Source organism: Sporolactobacillus vineae DSM 21990 = SL153, assembly GCF_000377985.1.
GTDB lineage: Bacteria > Bacillota > Bacilli > Bacillales > Sporolactobacillaceae > Sporolactobacillus > Sporolactobacillus vineae.
On sequence record NZ_KB899044.1, the window covers coordinates 317930 to 334468 of the forward strand.

At 51.8% G+C, this 16539-nt stretch carries 19 protein-coding genes and 1 riboswitch; of the genes, 1 reads left to right on the forward strand and 18 read right to left on the reverse strand.

Annotated features, from left to right (window positions below; genetic code table 11):
* Positions 1 to 50: 50 nt before the first annotated feature.
* Positions 51 to 305 (forward strand): ferredoxin, encoded by a 255-nt coding sequence (locus D889_RS0105780; RefSeq protein ID WP_010631634.1) that lies wholly within the window; start codon positions 51 to 53, stop codon positions 303 to 305.
* A 47-nt stretch (positions 306 to 352) separates the two neighbouring features.
* Here D889_RS0105780 and D889_RS0105785 read toward each other — a convergent pair whose 3' ends face one another.
* The 18 genes from D889_RS0105785 to D889_RS0105875 all read right to left on the reverse strand — a co-directional run bounded on the left by D889_RS0105785 (position 353) and on the right by D889_RS0105875 (position 16434).
* On the reverse strand, positions 353 to 2116 hold the full coding sequence (locus D889_RS0105785; RefSeq protein WP_010631633.1) for an ATP-binding protein: 1764 nt from the start codon (positions 2114 to 2116) through the stop codon (positions 353 to 355).
* Positions 2113 to 2835: a response regulator transcription factor gene (locus tag D889_RS0105790; RefSeq protein ID WP_010631632.1), complete on the reverse strand. Its 723-nt coding sequence runs from the start codon at positions 2833 to 2835 to the stop codon at positions 2113 to 2115. Before D889_RS0105790 ends, D889_RS0105785 begins: the two co-directional genes overlap by 4 nt.
* Positions 2836 to 3012: 177 nt before the next feature.
* Positions 3013 to 3759: a pseudouridine synthase gene (locus D889_RS0105795; RefSeq protein ID WP_010631631.1), complete on the reverse strand. Its 747-nt coding sequence runs from the start codon at positions 3757 to 3759 to the stop codon at positions 3013 to 3015.
* A 99-nt stretch (positions 3760 to 3858) separates the two neighbouring features.
* The gene (locus D889_RS0105800; protein ID WP_010631630.1) at positions 3859 to 4392 is read right to left on the reverse strand and encodes a spore maturation protein; all 534 of its coding nucleotides are present in this window, start codon (positions 4390 to 4392) and stop codon (positions 3859 to 3861) included.
* Between the two features lies 1 nt (position 4393).
* Positions 4394 to 4987, reverse strand: coding sequence for a nucleoside recognition domain-containing protein (locus tag D889_RS0105805; RefSeq protein ID WP_010631629.1), 594 nt, complete (start codon positions 4985 to 4987; stop codon positions 4394 to 4396).
* A complete protein-coding gene (locus D889_RS0105810; RefSeq protein ID WP_010631628.1) occupies positions 4984 to 6132 on the reverse strand; it encodes a D-alanyl-D-alanine carboxypeptidase family protein in 1149 nt (382 codons plus the stop codon). The genes D889_RS0105805 and D889_RS0105810 overlap by 4 nt, the downstream gene beginning before the upstream one ends.
* A gap of 136 nt (positions 6133 to 6268) precedes the next feature.
* Positions 6269 to 6865, reverse strand: a complete 597-nt coding sequence (gene scpB, locus D889_RS0105815) for an SMC-Scp complex subunit ScpB (protein WP_010631627.1) — start codon at positions 6863 to 6865, stop codon at positions 6269 to 6271.
* Positions 6834 to 7622 (reverse strand): segregation/condensation protein A, encoded by a 789-nt coding sequence (locus D889_RS0105820; protein ID WP_010631626.1) that lies wholly within the window; start codon positions 7620 to 7622, stop codon positions 6834 to 6836. The genes scpB and D889_RS0105820 overlap by 32 nt, the downstream gene beginning before the upstream one ends.
* 85 nt (positions 7623 to 7707) lie before the next feature.
* Positions 7708 to 8085 (reverse strand): GNAT family N-acetyltransferase, encoded by a 378-nt coding sequence (locus D889_RS0105825; RefSeq protein WP_010631625.1) that lies wholly within the window; start codon positions 8083 to 8085, stop codon positions 7708 to 7710.
* A 194-nt stretch (positions 8086 to 8279) separates the two neighbouring features.
* Positions 8280 to 9602 carry a diaminopimelate decarboxylase gene (lysA, locus tag D889_RS0105830; protein WP_428834900.1) on the reverse strand — a complete coding sequence of 441 codons (1323 nt, stop codon included), beginning with the start codon at positions 9600 to 9602 and terminating at the stop codon, positions 8280 to 8282.
* Between the two features lie 179 nt (positions 9603 to 9781).
* Positions 9782 to 9959: riboswitch (Lysine riboswitch) on the reverse strand.
* Positions 9960 to 10009: 50 nt separating this feature from the next.
* Positions 10010 to 11500, reverse strand: a complete 1491-nt coding sequence (locus D889_RS0105840; protein ID WP_010631622.1) for a spore germination protein — start codon at positions 11498 to 11500, stop codon at positions 10010 to 10012.
* 29 nt (positions 11501 to 11529) lie between these two features.
* The gene (spoVAE, locus tag D889_RS0105845; RefSeq protein ID WP_010631621.1) at positions 11530 to 11880 is read right to left on the reverse strand and encodes a stage V sporulation protein AE; all 351 of its coding nucleotides are present in this window, start codon (positions 11878 to 11880) and stop codon (positions 11530 to 11532) included.
* Entirely contained in the window at positions 11877 to 12896 is a 1020-nt protein-coding gene (gene spoVAD / locus D889_RS0105850; protein WP_010631620.1) for a stage V sporulation protein AD, read from the reverse strand. The genes spoVAE and spoVAD overlap by 4 nt, the downstream gene beginning before the upstream one ends.
* A gap of 18 nt (positions 12897 to 12914) precedes the next feature.
* Positions 12915 to 13364: a stage V sporulation protein AC gene (gene spoVAC / locus D889_RS0105855; RefSeq protein ID WP_010631619.1), complete on the reverse strand. Its 450-nt coding sequence runs from the start codon at positions 13362 to 13364 to the stop codon at positions 12915 to 12917.
* A 153-nt stretch (positions 13365 to 13517) separates the two neighbouring features.
* The gene (gene sigF / locus D889_RS0105860) at positions 13518 to 14276 is read right to left on the reverse strand and encodes an RNA polymerase sporulation sigma factor SigF (protein WP_010631618.1); all 759 of its coding nucleotides are present in this window, start codon (positions 14274 to 14276) and stop codon (positions 13518 to 13520) included.
* Between the two features lie 12 nt (positions 14277 to 14288).
* A complete protein-coding gene (spoIIAB, locus tag D889_RS0105865; RefSeq protein ID WP_010631617.1) occupies positions 14289 to 14729 on the reverse strand; it encodes an anti-sigma F factor in 441 nt (146 codons plus the stop codon).
* Positions 14730 to 15080 carry an anti-sigma F factor antagonist gene (gene spoIIAA, locus D889_RS0105870; RefSeq protein WP_010631616.1) on the reverse strand — a complete coding sequence of 117 codons (351 nt, stop codon included), beginning with the start codon at positions 15078 to 15080 and terminating at the stop codon, positions 14730 to 14732.
* 190 nt (positions 15081 to 15270) lie between these two features.
* Positions 15271 to 16434 carry a D-alanyl-D-alanine carboxypeptidase family protein gene (locus tag D889_RS0105875; protein ID WP_010631615.1) on the reverse strand — a complete coding sequence of 388 codons (1164 nt, stop codon included), beginning with the start codon at positions 16432 to 16434 and terminating at the stop codon, positions 15271 to 15273.
* Between the last annotated feature and the right edge of the window lie 105 nt (positions 16435 to 16539).

Genomic DNA, 16539 nt, shown 5'->3' on the forward strand with positions numbered 1-16539 from the left:
AAGGCTTTTGCAGCCTAACATGCGGAGAAACCGGGAGGAAGATTTAATCAATGAAGAAATATCTGATGGTCGATAAAAGCACTTGTATTTCATGCGGCGCATGCGCTGCCTCAGCGCCGGACCTGTTTGACTACGACGATGACGGTCTGGCTTTCTCACTGCTCGACAACAATAAAGGAGATCAGGTTGTTCCGGACGAACTTCTTGATGATCTTGCCGATGCCTATGAAGGCTGTCCGACCGAATCAATCAGGATTTCCGACACGCCGTTTCACGGTTCGGCAGCCGAAGTCTCGCCATCGTGAAAAAATGCCTGAAAAGACGGGTCCGGTTCCCGGATCCGTCTTTTATTTTAGCCTGTTTTTGTCGGTACGGGAAGTGTGAACCGGAATGTTGTGCCCTGACCCTTTTTACTATTCACCGATATGTCTCCGTCGTGCGCGTCAACAATATGTTTGGCAATAGCCAGCCCCAGTCCGGTACCCGATTTTCCGCGCGTTCTTGCCTTGTCTGCTTTATAGAAACGTTCAAAGACGAACGGCAGGTCTTCATGGGCAATACCGACGCCTGTATCCCGGACACTGACGGTCAGCCCCTGCTCACCGAGACGTCCGGTGACGGTAACTGCTCCCTGCTCACGGGTGTGACGAATCGCATTGTCGATCAGATTGGTCAGTACTTGTTCAATCCGGTCCGGATCAAAGATAAACCGTACCGAAGAATCAAAATCGACGTCCAGCTTCAGGTTAATGCCGGCATTAGCGGCAAGATTATCAAACTTTGTCACAGCATGACTGAGAAACGGTGCGAGCGCCACATCCCTCTTCTTCAGTTGAAAGTGTCCTGCTTCCAGTCTTGCAAGATCAAGTAATTCGTTGACCAGTCTGCCGAGCCGCTTCGACTCATCCAGAATGATCCCGGCCATGTCCTTTTTCTCCTGATCGCTCCCGGCAATATCATCGATAATGGCTTCGCTGTATCCCTGGATCATGGTAATCGGCGTGCGCAGCTCATGGCTGACGTTCGCCACAAAACTTTTTTTCATCTGATCAATATGGCGCTCCTCCGTCATATCGCGAAGGACAGCCACGGCGCCGCGGACTTTGCTTCGGCTGAACAGCGGCGTCAGAATGATGACCCAGAAGCGGCCCTGGATACTAAATTTATCAACCGTCTGTTTTGCACCGGCCACTGTCTTTTTCAGCATGCCGAGCAGCGCAGCCGGGGAAGCTTCTCCCTCATGTTCATAGTTCCATGAGCGGATAAACTTTTTTCCAGGCGGATTGGCCGCGACAATATTCCCGTCTTTGTCCAGGAGCAGCACCCCGTCTGCCATATTCTGCAGGATTCCGGCCAGCTGCTCCTTCTCCTGCGTCAGTGCGGTCATATTATTTTTCAGATCCGTGCTCATTTTATTAAAAGCGATGGCCAGGTCGCCGACTTCATCCCGGGTGACCACCGGTACACGGTTGTCAAAATTACCGCTGGAAATCTGCAAAACTGCCGACCTCATCCGCCGGAGCGGGGCACCGATTCGCGTGGACAGGAAAAAAGCGAAAAAAGTAGTGAGCAGAATCGCAATGCCCGCACTGATATAAATCAGTTTATTCGACTGACTGGTCGCATTCTGCGTAAAAGCCAGCGACTGGATCACAAATACAGCACCTTTCCCGCCGGTTGCCAGCCGGACAGGTCTGCCGACAATAGTCAGCTGTTCCTGGCCTTTGCCAATCGGGAATGAACTGCGCTTAATCACCGTCCTGCCCCTGGTCAGTGTCTGATTCAAATCTTTATCGGACACAAAAAACCGGCGGCCGGGATCAGGAACACCGCTGACTGTGGAAGATATCCAGTAGTGATCTTTCGTGAGTAAAACGCTGCGCGTGGAATAGACCCCCGCAATATCGGAAACGGAGACCAGCGAAACGCGGCCGGCATCCCCTCGCTCAAGTATCCCTGCCGACTTGTCGGCAATACGGTTCATCAGCCGGGTCGATTCCTGCATCTGACTATTATCAAAGAACTGCAGTAACAGCACCGTTAAAAACACGAGTACAATGGTCACGATCGCAATGATCGTCGCCCAGAGTTTGGTGATAATACTGTTCCGTATCATGCCTGGTTCTCAGCTTCGATCTTGTAGCCGACACCCCAGACGGTAACGATCATCTTTGCTGCATTTTCAGACACGCGGTTCAGTTTCTCACGGAGTCGTTTGACATGCGTATCCACCGTCCGCAGATCACCGAAGAATTCATAGTTCCAGACATCCTTGAGCAGATCTTCACGGGAGAACACTTTATCCGGATTCTGAGCAAGATAATAGAGCAGATCGTACTCCTTCGGTGTCAGATCCACTTCGTGGTTATCCACCTTAACGCGATGCGCATCATGGTCGATCGTCAGATGGGGAAAAACAATCACATTTTTCGTGGTTGGTTCGGTTTCGAGAAATTTGGTCTTCGACGCTCTTCTGAGCAGTGCTTTGACTCTGAGGACCACTTCACGCGGGCTGAAGGGTTTAACAATATAGTCATCCGTGCCGACTTCAAATCCCTGAACCCGGTTTGCTTCTTCCCCTTTGGCTGTCAGCATGATCACCGGCGTAGCCTTGGACTCACGCAGTTTTTCACACACTTCAATACCGTCCATGCCCGGCAGCATCAGGTCGAGAATGATAAGGTCGTAGTCCTTATTTAAAGCCATCTGGAGCGCTGTTTCACCATCGGCCGCTTCATCGATCAGATATTTCTCGCGTTCCAGATACATTGTCAGCAGCTTTCGGATCCGTTCCTCGTCGTCTACAACAAGAATCGTCGATTTCTTCTCTTCCATCAAAGGTTCCCCCTGTCAGCCTAAACAGTCATCTCTCTTTTGCGCTGCAAAAGCTCTTTGTCATTAAAGATTGATCCGATCAAAAATATTGTGTCAAACCTATGTCTTATTTTAAACAATTTTTCAAAAAAAAAACAGTCCTTCTCAACGGAAGCCTCATTGCCAGCCCGTCATTGTTTACTTGCCGTCCGGTCGGGAAGGATTAACCCGTTCCACGAGATGGTAAAAGGTTTTGACCTCATGCGGTTTCAGCGGTCTGCTGTCGCCCGGGTGAAGTCCCGCCAGACTGAGAAAGCCGTAACGGTCTCTTCTCAGTTTACGGACATGAAGGTCAAGTGCCGCAAACATCCGACGAACCTGCCTGTTGCGGCCTTCATGGATCGTCAGCTGGACGTTTGCGGTCTGCCTGCTCCGATCACTCGAGACAAGACGGACTTTTGCCCCGGCTGTCATCCCGTCGTCCAGTCTGATCCCTGAAGCCAGCCGGCGCAGCTGATCCTCTGTCGGTATCGGATGAACCGCAGCAATATACGTCTTATCGAGTTGGAAACGCGGATGCATCAGCTTATTTGCCAGTTCGCCGTCATTCGTCAGCACGATGGCACCGGACGTATCATAGTCCAGGCGTCCGACCGGAAAGATTCGCTGCGGGACGTGATCGAAAAAGTCAACCACTGTCTTTCGGTTCCGGTCATCCCGCACAGAGGAGATGACACCGACCGGTTTATAAAGTAAAAAGTAAACGGGCTGTTCCCGTGAAATAGGAACGCCGTTTACTTTCACCTGATCATCCGGAGAAACCTTAATGCCCAGTTCAGTGACCGTCTGCCCGTTGACTTCCACCTTGCCGGACACGATCAGCTGTTCCGCTTTCCTTCTCGATGTAATACCCGCCTGAGCAATCACTTTCTGTAAACGTTCCATCCTTACACCTCAACGTAATCATAACGCCGCCGGTTATTTTTCTCAAGTTTCAATAAACGTTCATTTTTTCAGGTTCTCCGGCGGCTGATCCGTGTCCTCTCAGGGACCGAACGCCCAGGTCACGATCCACACCGAACAGATGACACCGACCGCATCGGCCAGCAGACCGACCTTAATGGAATCACCGATTTTATGAATGCCGACGGCGCCGAAATAGACCGTAACAATATAAAACGTGGTATCCGTACTGCCCTGCATCACTGACGCAAGCCGCCCGATAAAGCTATCCGCGCCGTGCACTTTGATCAGTTCCGCCATCAGCCCCAGTGCACCGGTTCCGGAGATCGGCCGGAGCAGGGCAAGCGGTACCAGTTCCGGCGGCATGCCGATCACCGACAGAACCGGGCGCAGTGCCTGAGTAAGTGCATCCATCGCACCTGACGCCCGAAACACACCAATGGCCGTCAGCATCCCGACCAGAAACGGCATGATCGACACAGCCAGTGAAAAGCCTTCCTTTCCGCCTTCGACAAAAAGTTCGTAAGCCGGTACTCTTTTATACAATCCGTACATCAGAATGATGACGATCAGAATCGGAATCAGCCATAAAGAAAGCCCTGTAATTACGGCCATTTCACTTCTTCTCCTTCCGCTTCCGGCGATAATAGAAATATCTGTCGATCAGAAGTGCTGAAATCGTTGTGCACAGGGTAGCCAGGAGGGTCGGCCCGACGATGGCTGCCGGTGCCTTTGAGTCATACTGCATCCGGATCGCGATCACCGTTGCCGGGATCAGCGTCATGCCGGAAGTGTTGAGGGCCAGCAAGGTGATCATCGACCGGCTTGGCGTGTTGCGGCCGCCGTTCAGCTTCTTCAGCTCCTCCATTGCTTTGATCCCCATCGGCGTGGCTGCATTTCCCAGCCCGAATAAATTGGCAATCAGGTTGGACATGATGTAGCCCATCGCCGGATGGCCGGCCGGCACCTCGGGAAAGATCCGCCGTATAAGCGGTCTGAAAAGATGTGCCAGTTTATCCAGCAATCCCGACTTCTCAGCAATTTTCATCAGACCGAGCCAGAAGATCAGGACACTGGCCAGGCCAAGACAAAGCGTCACGGCCTCCGAAGCAGAACTGAAGATGGCTTTATTCACCTGAGCCATCGTTCCATTTATCGCAGCGTAAAAAATACCGATACAAAACAGCGCCACCCAGATGATATTGATCATAGGCTTTGCGCACCGCCGGAGATCAGTGTCGTCAGCAGGCTCGTAAACAGCTTCCAGAACGACTTTTTTTCTTCGGCAGCTTTCTTATAGTAGACCGGGATCGAGCCGAGCTGTTCCTGAGCCACACGAATCTTCAGATAGCCGGCCGGTTCCGGCGGCATCTGCTTTTCCTTTCCGGATGTCGGAGCGACGAGCACCAGGTCCCTTTTCACCCGGGCAGCCTCCTGATCCGTCAGCGGCCATACTGCATTGTGCCGAATATACAGCCGGTTCCGGTAAAAAGAAACTGTATTCGCTTTGAGCTTTCCCTGGTGTACGACAACAACCGGATGATAGTTGGTAAATCCCCACTCAAAAAGCTGCTGGTGGTCGCGCCAGTCGTCGCCGTCATTGAGTGTCACAACGATCAGGGACACACTGCCGGACGACGCTGTAGAGATCAGAGTCCGGCCGGCTTTTTTCGTAAAGCCGGTTTTTCCACCGGTTGCCTTACTGTAAAGCCGCAGCATTTTATTCTTATTGAGCAGTACCCTGACCTGTTCCTTGTTCGTTTTTTCGACCCGATAGGAACGGGTCCCGGTAATTTTCCTGAAGGTGGTATTCTGCATGGCATAACGTGTCAGAACAGCCATATCCGCGGCAGTCGAATAGTGGCCCGGATCATCAAGACCGTTCGGATTCATAAAATGGGTCCCGTTCATCCCGAGCTCCGCTGCTTTTTCGTTCATCAGCAAGGCGAATCCGGCAGTGCTTCCGGCCACCGCCTCAGCAATCGCTACCGAAGCGTCATTGCCTGAACGCAGCATCAGTCCGTACACGAGATCGATCAGCCGGATGCGTTCGCCGGGCTTCAGATATATGGAGGAACCTTCGGCACGAACCGCTTCCCGGCTCACGGTGACCATACGGTTCAGTTTGCCTGATTCAATCGCCAGAACCGCGGTCATGACCTTGGTGATGCTGGCGATCGGTAATTTCTCACTGCTGTTCCTGCTGAATAAGATGCGCCCCGATGCCTGATCGATCAATACCGCAGCCTGCGCGGAAACAGACGGGACACTGCCTGCCGCCCGGACCGAAACGCATTGAAGTCCGGCCGGCAGTATTAAACAGAGGAGGAACAGATAATAAACGATCTTTTTCACGGGACGCCCCCCTGACCTGTAACTAATACAAGCCTATGCACGGACAAGCGGATTATGAGTCTGGATCGTCAACGCAAGAAGAAAGCCTGCCGGTTAACCGGCAGGCTGGCAAGTTGCAGAAACATGAATCACGGGTTTAAAGATTTTTAATCGTTTCCTTGTATTGGTCATAGAAAAGGTCATAGGCGTCCAGCTGACGGTTCGGTTCTTTCGCCGCGTCAGCGAGCGGCGGCATGTCGTCCAGTGAATGCAGTCCGAAATAGTCGAGAAAGACGGGCGTCACACCATATAAAATAGCGCGGCCGGCGCCTTCCGCACGACCGACTTCTTTAATCAGCCCCTTGACCATCAGGGTCTGCAGTGCGCGCTCAGACTTGACACCCCGGATCTCATCGATCGTGATCCGGGATACTGGCTGTTTGTACGCAATGATCGCCACGGTCTCGAGAGAAGCCTGCGAAAGCGGGGAGGATTTCGGAATTGCGGCAAATTTTTCCGCATACGGAGCCAGTGACGGTTTCGTCGTCAGCCGGTACCCTCCCGGAATATCTGTAACCATCAGCCCGTGCCGCTCGTCCGCATTCCATTCGCTTTTCATCCTCCCGATGACATTATGAATCTCCTGAACGGAGCATTCCGGCAGCACTTTACGGATCTGGTCCAGTAACAAGCCCTCTTCACCGGTGAGATAGAGCAGGCCTTCAATAATTGAATGTATCTTCTCCGGTGTCATATGCAGCAGCCCCTTTCCCCAGATCAACAATGATTTCAGCAAAATTTTCATCCTGGCGGCAGAATACAGCGTCCTTCTTCATCAGTTCCAGCAACGCCAGGAAAGTAACAATGACATGGATGCGGTCTCTTACCGAAAAAAAATCATCGAAACGCAGTGCGTGGCCGGCCTCCTGAAGCTGGCCGACCACTCGATTCATCTGCGCACCGATCGGCAGAATCTGACGGTTAATCTTAGTATTCTGCGGGCCTTCAAGCTGCTTTCGCAGCAGCATCCTCTGAACGGCCCGCATCATGTCGTAGATGGTCGCACGCTCGGACTTCGGAATCGTTGTGATATCCTCCCGCTCATACCGGCTCAAGTCTTCGGGCTCCTTGGCGAACAGCAGCATTCTTCCGGATTCATTATCCCGCAGCGACTGCGCCGCTTCTTTAAACTGACGGTATTCCAGAAGCTGCTGCATCAGTGCCTGACGGGAGTCTTCCGGATCCTCATACGGCTCGTCCTGACTGTCGTCAATGACTTCCGGCTTTGGAAGCAGCATCCGGCTTTTCATGGCAATCAGTGTCGCCGCCATCACCAGATAATCGCTGGCCACATTGAGTTCCAGTTTCTGCATATGATGAATATAGTCAAGATACTGATCGGTTATTTCTGAGACAGGTATGTCGTAAATATCAATTTCCAGTGTTTTGATCAAGTGCAGCAGCAGATCGAGGGGGCCTTCGAAGGCATCGATTTTCACTTTATATTCCACAGCCGTTTTCCTCCCTGTCTGCGATCTGGTCTAATCATAGCATAGAACCGGAACACCGTGGCCGGACGCCATAAAAAAGAAGCCGTCATCGTCCGGCTTCTTCATGATCTTTCTCATGAAAACAATTTTGATAATAAGCAGCAAGTGCCGCGGAAGGAACCAGTTTAACTTTGTCTCCCAGAAACTCCATCAGCGCCGAAATAATTCGCTTTCCGACGCCTTCTGCGCGGAATGACGGATTGACGCTGAGATGTTCAATGGTGGCTTTCTCAGCACTCTCCGTATGGATTCCGATCACTCCGATAATATCTTCCCCGTCTTTCCATAAAAAGAGCTGCCAGTCATCCTGGCTCTCATATTTCCGGATCGTCTGGAGCAGCAATTTGATGTCCTTTTCAGAAGGAACATAGGACAAGAGACCCATTGCGATCTTTTCATAATTTTTTTTGTAACGAATCAGCATTTTTAACCCCTCATGACCATGATAGATTCGATAATTGAAGCACAGTATTGAAAGGCATTCAGATCCTTACATGTCCTATATTATAACGAATCCTTCAGAATTGTGCACCAATCCGCTTACCCGGCCCTGACGCACTGTTTTTATCCTGATCAGAAAATCAGAATTTTAAACGGGATAGTGCCGGATCCGCCGCTTCAGCTTCTTCCGGACAATGCCTTCAACGGCAGGTCATTACGGATCAGATCCTCGTATGTTTCCCTCCGGACAACCAGTTCGGCGCTGCCGTTCTCGACAAAAACAACAGCCGGATTAGGCAGACGATTGTAGTGGCTGGCCATCGAATAGCCGTAAGCGCCCGTACTGAAGACGGCAAGCAGGTCGCCGCTGCCGCACGACTCCGGAAGCAGTGCCTCCTGAATCAGAACATCCCCGGTCTCACAGCATTTCCCGGCAATCGTTACCGGGTGGCCGGCCGGATCTCCGGCGCGGTTGGCGCAAAGTGCTTCATACTTAGCCTGATAAAGTGCCGGACGGATATTGTCGGCCATGCCTCCGTCCACCGAAATATAGTCACGGATACCCGGGATGTTTTTCGTTGACCCGAGCGTATAAAGCGAGGTCCCTGCTTCACCGACGATCGATCTGCCCGGTTCGATCCAGATCGAGGGAAGATGCAGCGATCCGGCGGCGCATACTTCCCGGACCGTCGAGACAATTTGATCAATATAGCGGTGCACCGGCAGCGGATGGTCTTCACGGGTATAACGAATGCCGAAACCGCCGCCGACATTCAGCACCTGAAGCTCGAAATTTTCGTCCCTTTTCCACGTGGCTGCCGCGTTGAGTACCAGCCGGACAGCCTGATTAAACCCTTCCGTCTCAAAAATCTGCGAGCCGATGTGACAGTGAACACCTCTCAGGTCCAGATGTGGCGACTGGAGCGTCTGATGCACAGCTCTGTCTGCCATGCCATTATCGAGATTGAATCCGAACTTTGTGTCGTCGTGACCAGTCATGATAAATTCATGTGTATGCGCCTCAACACCTGGTGTGACACGCAGGAGAACAGCCATTTGCTTGCCGCTGATCGTGCAGAACGCCTCAAGCCGTTCCAGTTCATAAAAGTTATCCACAATAATCAGTCCGACGCCGGATTCCAGCGCCAGTTTCAGTTCCGCGTCGGATTTATTATTGCCGTGGAAATGAATTTTTTCAGCGGGGAACCCGGCCTTTAATGCCGTATAGAGTTCGCCCCCCGACACCACATCCAGCGAAAGTCCATATTCATTGGCAAGCTGAATCATGGCAATCGTGGAAAATGCCTTGCTGGCATAGGCAATCTGCCAGTCCAGATCTTTATATCGGGCAAATGCCGATTGGAATTCCTTAATCTTACTTCTCATTGATGCACGATCATAAATATATAATGGCGTACCAAATTCACGTGCCAGATCGACCGTATCCACACCGCCGATCATCAAATGGCCCTCATCGCTGACCGTCTGCGTACCCAACAACCGGAATCTCCCCCTCCAGATGGTTCCCCTTAAATATCATTTGTCTGCTATGGCAGAGCAGCAATCCGTTAAGCAGCTGACGTCCGGATCCGTTCACTCCACATGCGGAAGACCGTATCCCGTTCTGAAAATGAAAAAGCGGCCTGCACACGCTGGATACAGGCCGGAACGTTCACCAAAGCCCGAAAAGTGCTCCACTGCATCATCATGCAGTGACAGTCTGCTGTCTGTTCGGCAGCAGCCCAGCATACGATTCTGGAAAAAACCGTTGCTTCGGCGAGTTGACCTTTCAAAGACCATCATTGCCCTTCCCGGCTCCGGTGATATACTGATTCGTCCCGCTCCTCTTATCTGCTTTAAGGATAAATTTAGTTTAGCTTAGCATGAATCTTGTAGAATGACAAGGGTTACTGACGTTTCTTTCCCCCCGGCTGACGATACTTGTCCAGCGGGCGGACGATACTCGGCCTCAGAACGGATGTCGGCATCGCCCTGCGTACCAGGATGTTGTACAGTCCGGTCGGGTTAAAGGGGATGAACGGCCACAGGTACGGTGTATTCAGGTTCATCACATGGGAAAGATAAATGATCAGCAGTGTGGTGGTGATCATGAAGCCGGGTACGCCGAAAAAACCGACGGCAAGGATCAGACACAGGCGGACAATCTTATTAGCCAGCTGCAGTTCATAACTTGGCGTGGCAAAACCGCCGATCGCAGAGACCGACGTATACAGGATGACTTCCGGAATGAAGACACCGACTTCAATGGCAATCTGGCCGATGAGCACGGCCGCAATCAGGCCCAGTGCCGTGGAAAGGGATGTCGGTGTGTGTATGGCGGCCATGCGCAGCGTCTCGATTCCCACCTCGGCGATCAGAATCTGGACGAGCAGCGGAATATGATAATTTGTCTTATCCGGACCGATAAAATGCAGCTGTTCCGGCAGAAGATGACCCTGAACCAGCAGCAGCCAGAGCGGAACGAGAAATACGGAACTGAGAATGGCGATGAAGCGGACCCATCTCAGCATCGCGCCGGAAGCAGTTACCTGTCTGTACTCCTCCGCATGCTGAAAGTGATGGAACAAAGTGGTCGGCAGAATCATCACGCTTGGCGACGTGTCCGTAATGAGCACGACGTGCCCCTCCAGCAAATGCGCTGAGGCGACATCCGGCCGGCCGGTGTAACGGACAAGCGGAAACGGGTTCCAGCCCTGTTTCAGAATAAACTCTTCCAGGGCATTGTCCGCCATCGGAATCCCGTCAACGTTGATCGCCTTCAGTTCTTTTCTCAGCGTTTTCAAGAGGCCGGGATTGGCTACATCTTTCAGATAACAGAGGCAGACATCCGTTTTCGAGCGTTCACCGACTTGCATGATTTCACAGCGAAAGCGCGGATCGCGGATCCGGCGCCGGATCAGTCCTGAATTTTCAATGATATTTTCCGTGAAGCCGTCCTTGGAACCGCGAACGACTTTTTCAACATCCGGTTCCTCCGGCTGCCTGCCCGGATAGTGACGCACATCAATAGAGAAACCGATCGTTTCCCCGTCGATCAGAACGACGATCCGTCCGGTCAGCATTTTGTCCAGTACATCGGCGATCGTCTGAATCTCTTCAACCTGATAGTGAACCAGATGCTGCTTGAACTCCTGCAGTACATCGGCGGTATGTTCATTATTATTGGACAGCCGCATAAATTCGCGCATCATCATGGCAACGATCGTTGAATCAACCAGACTGTTCGTATAGTAAATGGCACATTTTCTGCCGAGCACAGTGATTTCCCTGTTGCCGACATCGAAATTCTTCGGACCGATGTCCAGAACGGATGCCAGCGTTTCGGTATTCACCTGGATCTCTGAGTCAATCGACTTCCGGTTCTTCTGATCCGGCATGACCGGTGTCCTCCTCTTCTTTATTCCGCTCAACCTTTTGGTCTGAAAAACAGTGCAATCAGAAAACCGAACAAAATGGCTGAGGTAATGCCTGCGGATGTGAGTTTAAAAATACCGATGGCAATGCCGAGATAGCCATGTTCATGGCCCTCAGCCATCGCTCCGTGAAGGATCGAATGACCGAAGCTCGTGATCGGCACCGTTGCTCCGGCACCGGCAAACGCAATCAGCCGGTCATAGATGCCGAATACATCGAGCACAGCGCCGATCACAACGAATGAAGCGACAACATGTGCCGGTGTCAGTTTAAACACATCCATCAGAAGCTGGCCGACGACACAGATCGCTCCGCCAATCAGAAACGCATAGAGAAAAATCATCGTCCGTCCTCCTTCACAGATTCCAGCACGACACCATGGGCGATGCAGGGAATCGTATCTTTCTGCTTCGGGGTTGCACTGTTCAGCAGTGCCCCGGTGGCCACGACCAGCACGCGGCGCAGCGATCCTTCCGCCAGACGCTTGTACAAATACCCGTAGGTCACGACCGCAGAACAGGCACAGCCGCTGCCGCCGGCATTTACCGGCTGATCCGGGCTGTAGATCATCAGTCCGCAGTCCTGATGCACCTTTGTAATATCCAGGCCTTTTTCAATCAGGAGCTGTTTCAGAATCGGCGAGCCGACCGAGGAAAGATCTCCGGTAACAATCAGATCATAGTCCTCAGGTTTTCTGCCGGTATCCTGAAAATGGGTCCAGATCGTATCGGCGGCTGCCGGAGCCATCGCTGAGCCCATGTTACTGGCATCTTTGATTCCCCAGTCGATCACCCGGCCGATCGTCGCCTCCGTCACTCTGACTTTTCCCGGTTCCCGGGTGACAATTGTTGCACCGGCACCGGTCACCGTGAACGTCTGCGTGAGTTTGGTCGGTCCGCCGTATTCTGTCGGATACCGAAACTGGCGTTCCGCGGTCGCATTATGGCTGCTCACGGCACATAAAACATTCTCCGCATACCCGCTGTCAACAAGCTGGGCGCCTGCGGCAAGGGTTTCCATCGACGTCGAACAGGCCCCGAACAGGCCAAGAAAAGGAATCCGGTTTTCACGGGCAATAAAATTTGAAGTCACGGTCTGGTCCATCAGATCCCCGGCCAGAAACAGATCCATATCCCCTTCCTTTTTCCCTGCCTTGGCAAGGCAAAAGGCCACGGCCCGTCGCATCAGCGCTTTTTCTGCTTCAGGCCAGCTTTTTTCACCGCAGTCCAGCGATGCATATTCTTTGTCGAAGTTGCCCGACAGCGGACCGCGGGCTTCCAGCGGACCGACTGTGGTACCGGTTGAAGCCAGATATACAGGTCTGTCGAAACGCCAGGTCTGCCTCCTTAACAAACTCATCTTCCGCCACCTCCGGATTCAAAATATCTGTTCAATAAAAAGCCTGATCATCCCCAGCACGGCAGCAGAGACAACGCCGAACACGATGACTTCTCCAGCCAGCGAAAAGAGATTTGTCGCGATCCCCAGTACAATGCCTTCATTCTTATGTTCCAGCGCCGCACTGGTAATCGAATTGGCGAATCCGGTTACCGGAACAATCGACCCGGCCCCGGCCACACGGGCAATTTTGTCATAAATGCCAAAACCGGTCAGCAAAGAGGCGATCAGGATCAGCGTCGCTACCGTCGGATTTCCGGCTTCCTGATTACTGAAATGAAAAAAATGTACGTAAAAAGTCTGGATTAACTGACCGATCAGGCTGATCAGCCCGCCGACGAGAAACGCCTTCACACAGTTCATCAGATAAGGCACTTCCGGCTGAAACGGTTTTATCGATTCACTGTAATTTTTCGGATCATTAAGCATCACTTTCCCTCCAATCATCAGTCTGTCTGAAGGTAGTATCTGCCGGATTGCTGTGAATTATGTTAGCCGTCCCATGCTTTTCAAGACCCTCGTTCGTCTGCAGCAAAAAAAGACTGGGGGCGCAGTCTTTTTTGATCGTTCATATTCTTTTCTTCAGTCGGCCATTTGCGTTTTAATTTCCTTCAGAATCTTTTTCTCCAGTCGCGACACTTGCACCTGCGAGATGCCGAGCCGTGCCGCAACTTCAGTCTGAGTCTGATCTTTGAAATACCTGAGGTAGACGATCAGTTTCTCGCGTTCCTCCAGTTGATCGACGGCCTCCCGTATCACCATTTTATCGAACCAGTTCCCGTTATTCTCGTCGGAAATCTGATCCAGGATCGTGATCGGATCGCCATCGTTCTCAAATACAGTTTCATGAATCGAATAGGGGGTACGGATGGCTTCAAGTGACAGGACAATATCTTCCGGCGCCATTTCAAGGCTGTCGGCGATTTCATTAATGGTAGGATTGCGTCCCAGTTTCTTCGACAGCTCGTCCTTCTTCTTTCGGACGCGGATGCCGGTTTCCTTTAGCGAACGACTGACTTTTACTGCACCGTCATCACGGATAAAGCGTTGAATTTCTCCAATAATCATCGGCACCGCATAGGTTGAAAATTTGACATCATAATTAAGATCAAATTTGTCGACAGCCTTGAGCAGTCCGATACAGCCGATCTGAAACAAGTCGTCCGGTTCGTAGCCGCGGTTGATAAACCGCTGGACCACAGACCACACCAGCCTCATGTTTCTCTGCACCAGCAAGTCGCGGGCATCGTGGTCTCCCGACTGACTGAGCCGGATCAGGCGTTTTACCTGTTTATCGCTCAATAGCTGGTTTTTCGACCCGTTTTTTTGTTCACGCTCCATATGCATGTCTCCCTACTTGCATGCCGCTCTGTTCTGACTGACTTCTTTCGTCATGAAAACAGTGGTGCCCTTTCCGACCTCCGTTTCAATCCGAACATGATCCATAAAGTTTTCCATAATCGTAAAGCCCATGCCGGATCGCTCCAGCTCCGGTTTCGTCGTGAACAAAGGCTGCTTTGCCTGGGCCACATCTTTGATCCCGATGCCGTCGTCGTGAATCTCCAGAGCAACCGTTCCCTCATCCAGCACAACATGGATCCGGACCTGCCCGTTCCCTGTATTGTTATAGCCATGAATGATACAGTTCGTTACGGCTTCCGATACGACGGTTTTGATTTCCGTCAGCTCGTCGAGCGTCGGATCAAGCCGGGCAATAAATGCTGCGACAGCGACCCGGGCGAAAGATTCATTCTCACTGATTGCCGTAAAGGACAGGGACATTTCGTTCTTCATTCAGGCCACCCCCAGACGGTGCAAAGCATCGGACTCATCCGTTTCCAGACGGATGATCTTGAACATGCCGCTGAGTTCAAACAGTCTTCTTACCGCCGGAGAAATAGCGCAGACAACCATTTCTCCACCAAGACTGGTGATCTGTTTGTAGCGCCCGAGGATCACACCAAGGCCTGAACTGTCCATAAAGCTCAAATTCCCGAGATTCAATAAGATATGCTGGATCATCTCTTCGTCCATCAGCTGATTGACCCTTGTCCTCAGCTGATCCGCCGTATGGTGATCCAGTTCTCCTTCCAGACGAATGCAAAGCACCCCATATTTCACTTCAAGATCCATTTTCAGACTCATTAACGATCTCTCCTCTCCGTAGACGAGACAGTTTCCTGACCGGCAGCCCTGCCGGTTTTATCTATCATTTTGAAAAGGTTGTACTTTCATTTTCTCTATTTGGATTTCTACTTCCTGCCTGCCGGCAAAACTAGTGCGGATTCGCTAAAACAACAGGTGAAACGCCATAGCCGGCCGACCGGTTTCCGGTTTATCTGGTCAGAATCGACACGGTGACGCGCGTGAAAAGCTGCCACCATCCCGCGCGCTTAACGTTCTCTCCGGCAACCAGCGGTGTCTTCGAAACGGTTCGGCCTTTCTTGCTGATCTGATAATAACCAACCACGGTACCCGCCCGAATCGGTGCCTGAAGATTCTTATTGATGACGGTCTTTTTTGTTGTGGTACCAGCCTCATCGCCTTTTTTCAGCAAGAGCACGGCCTGCTGACCGGTGACGATGGACAGATGTGCCGGATTCCCCTTATCCACCGGCCGGCTCGCCACCAGGCGGCCTTTATCCAGCAATTTCTGCGTCGTATAGCCGGCAAAGGCCTGATCCATTAATCCGGCGATTTCGCTGTTTCGCTCCTTAGGCGAAGCGGCGCCCATAACGACGGCAATGACGCGCATCCCGTTGCGTTTCGCCGTCGCCGTGAGGCAATATTTGGCTTCGTTGGTGAAGCCGGTCTTCATCCCGTCCGCACCGGGATAAGTCCGGATCAGTTTATTCGTATTGACCAGCCAAAACTTCTGATCCGTATTCTGGCGGAGATAGTCTTCATATTTGGACGTATAGTTGAACACTTGTTTATACCGTGCCAGTGCCTGGGCCATCACGGCCATATCATGGGCTGTTGTATAGTGATTTTTCACAGGCAGTCCGGTCGTATTTTCAAAATGTGTGTGCTTCAGCCCAAGCTTTGCTGCTTCCTGATTCATCTGCTTCACAAATTCTTTTTCCGAGCCGCCGACAAATTCAGCCATGGCAACCGACGCATCATTTCCTGAAGCGATGGCAATCGCTTTAAGCATTTCGTCGACGGTCATGCGTTCTCCCGGCTCAAGAAAAACCTGAGATCCGCCCATGGATGCGGCATGCTCACTGACACTGACCTGATCCGTCAGCGAAATGCGGTGCTGGCTCAAAGCCTTAAAGATCAGAAGCAGAGTCATCACCTTAGTCATGCTGGCCGGCGGCAGTTCCTTATCGGCATTTTTCTGGTACAGGATACGCCCGGTTTCCTGTTCAATCACGATTGCCGATTTTACACCGCTGCTCTTGCTGTCGGTTGTTTCTGCTGATGCCGTACCGGCCGGCAGCACTGCCGTCAGCAGGAGGGTTGCACAAATCAGCCATACAAAAAACGTCTTCATGAATCTACCTCCTTAGGATGATCGTTAACATTGTGGCCAACCGCATGCTTTTTATGCAGAAAAGTTGCGAGAAAACAAGAGAAAAATGCTTACTGATTTTCGGAA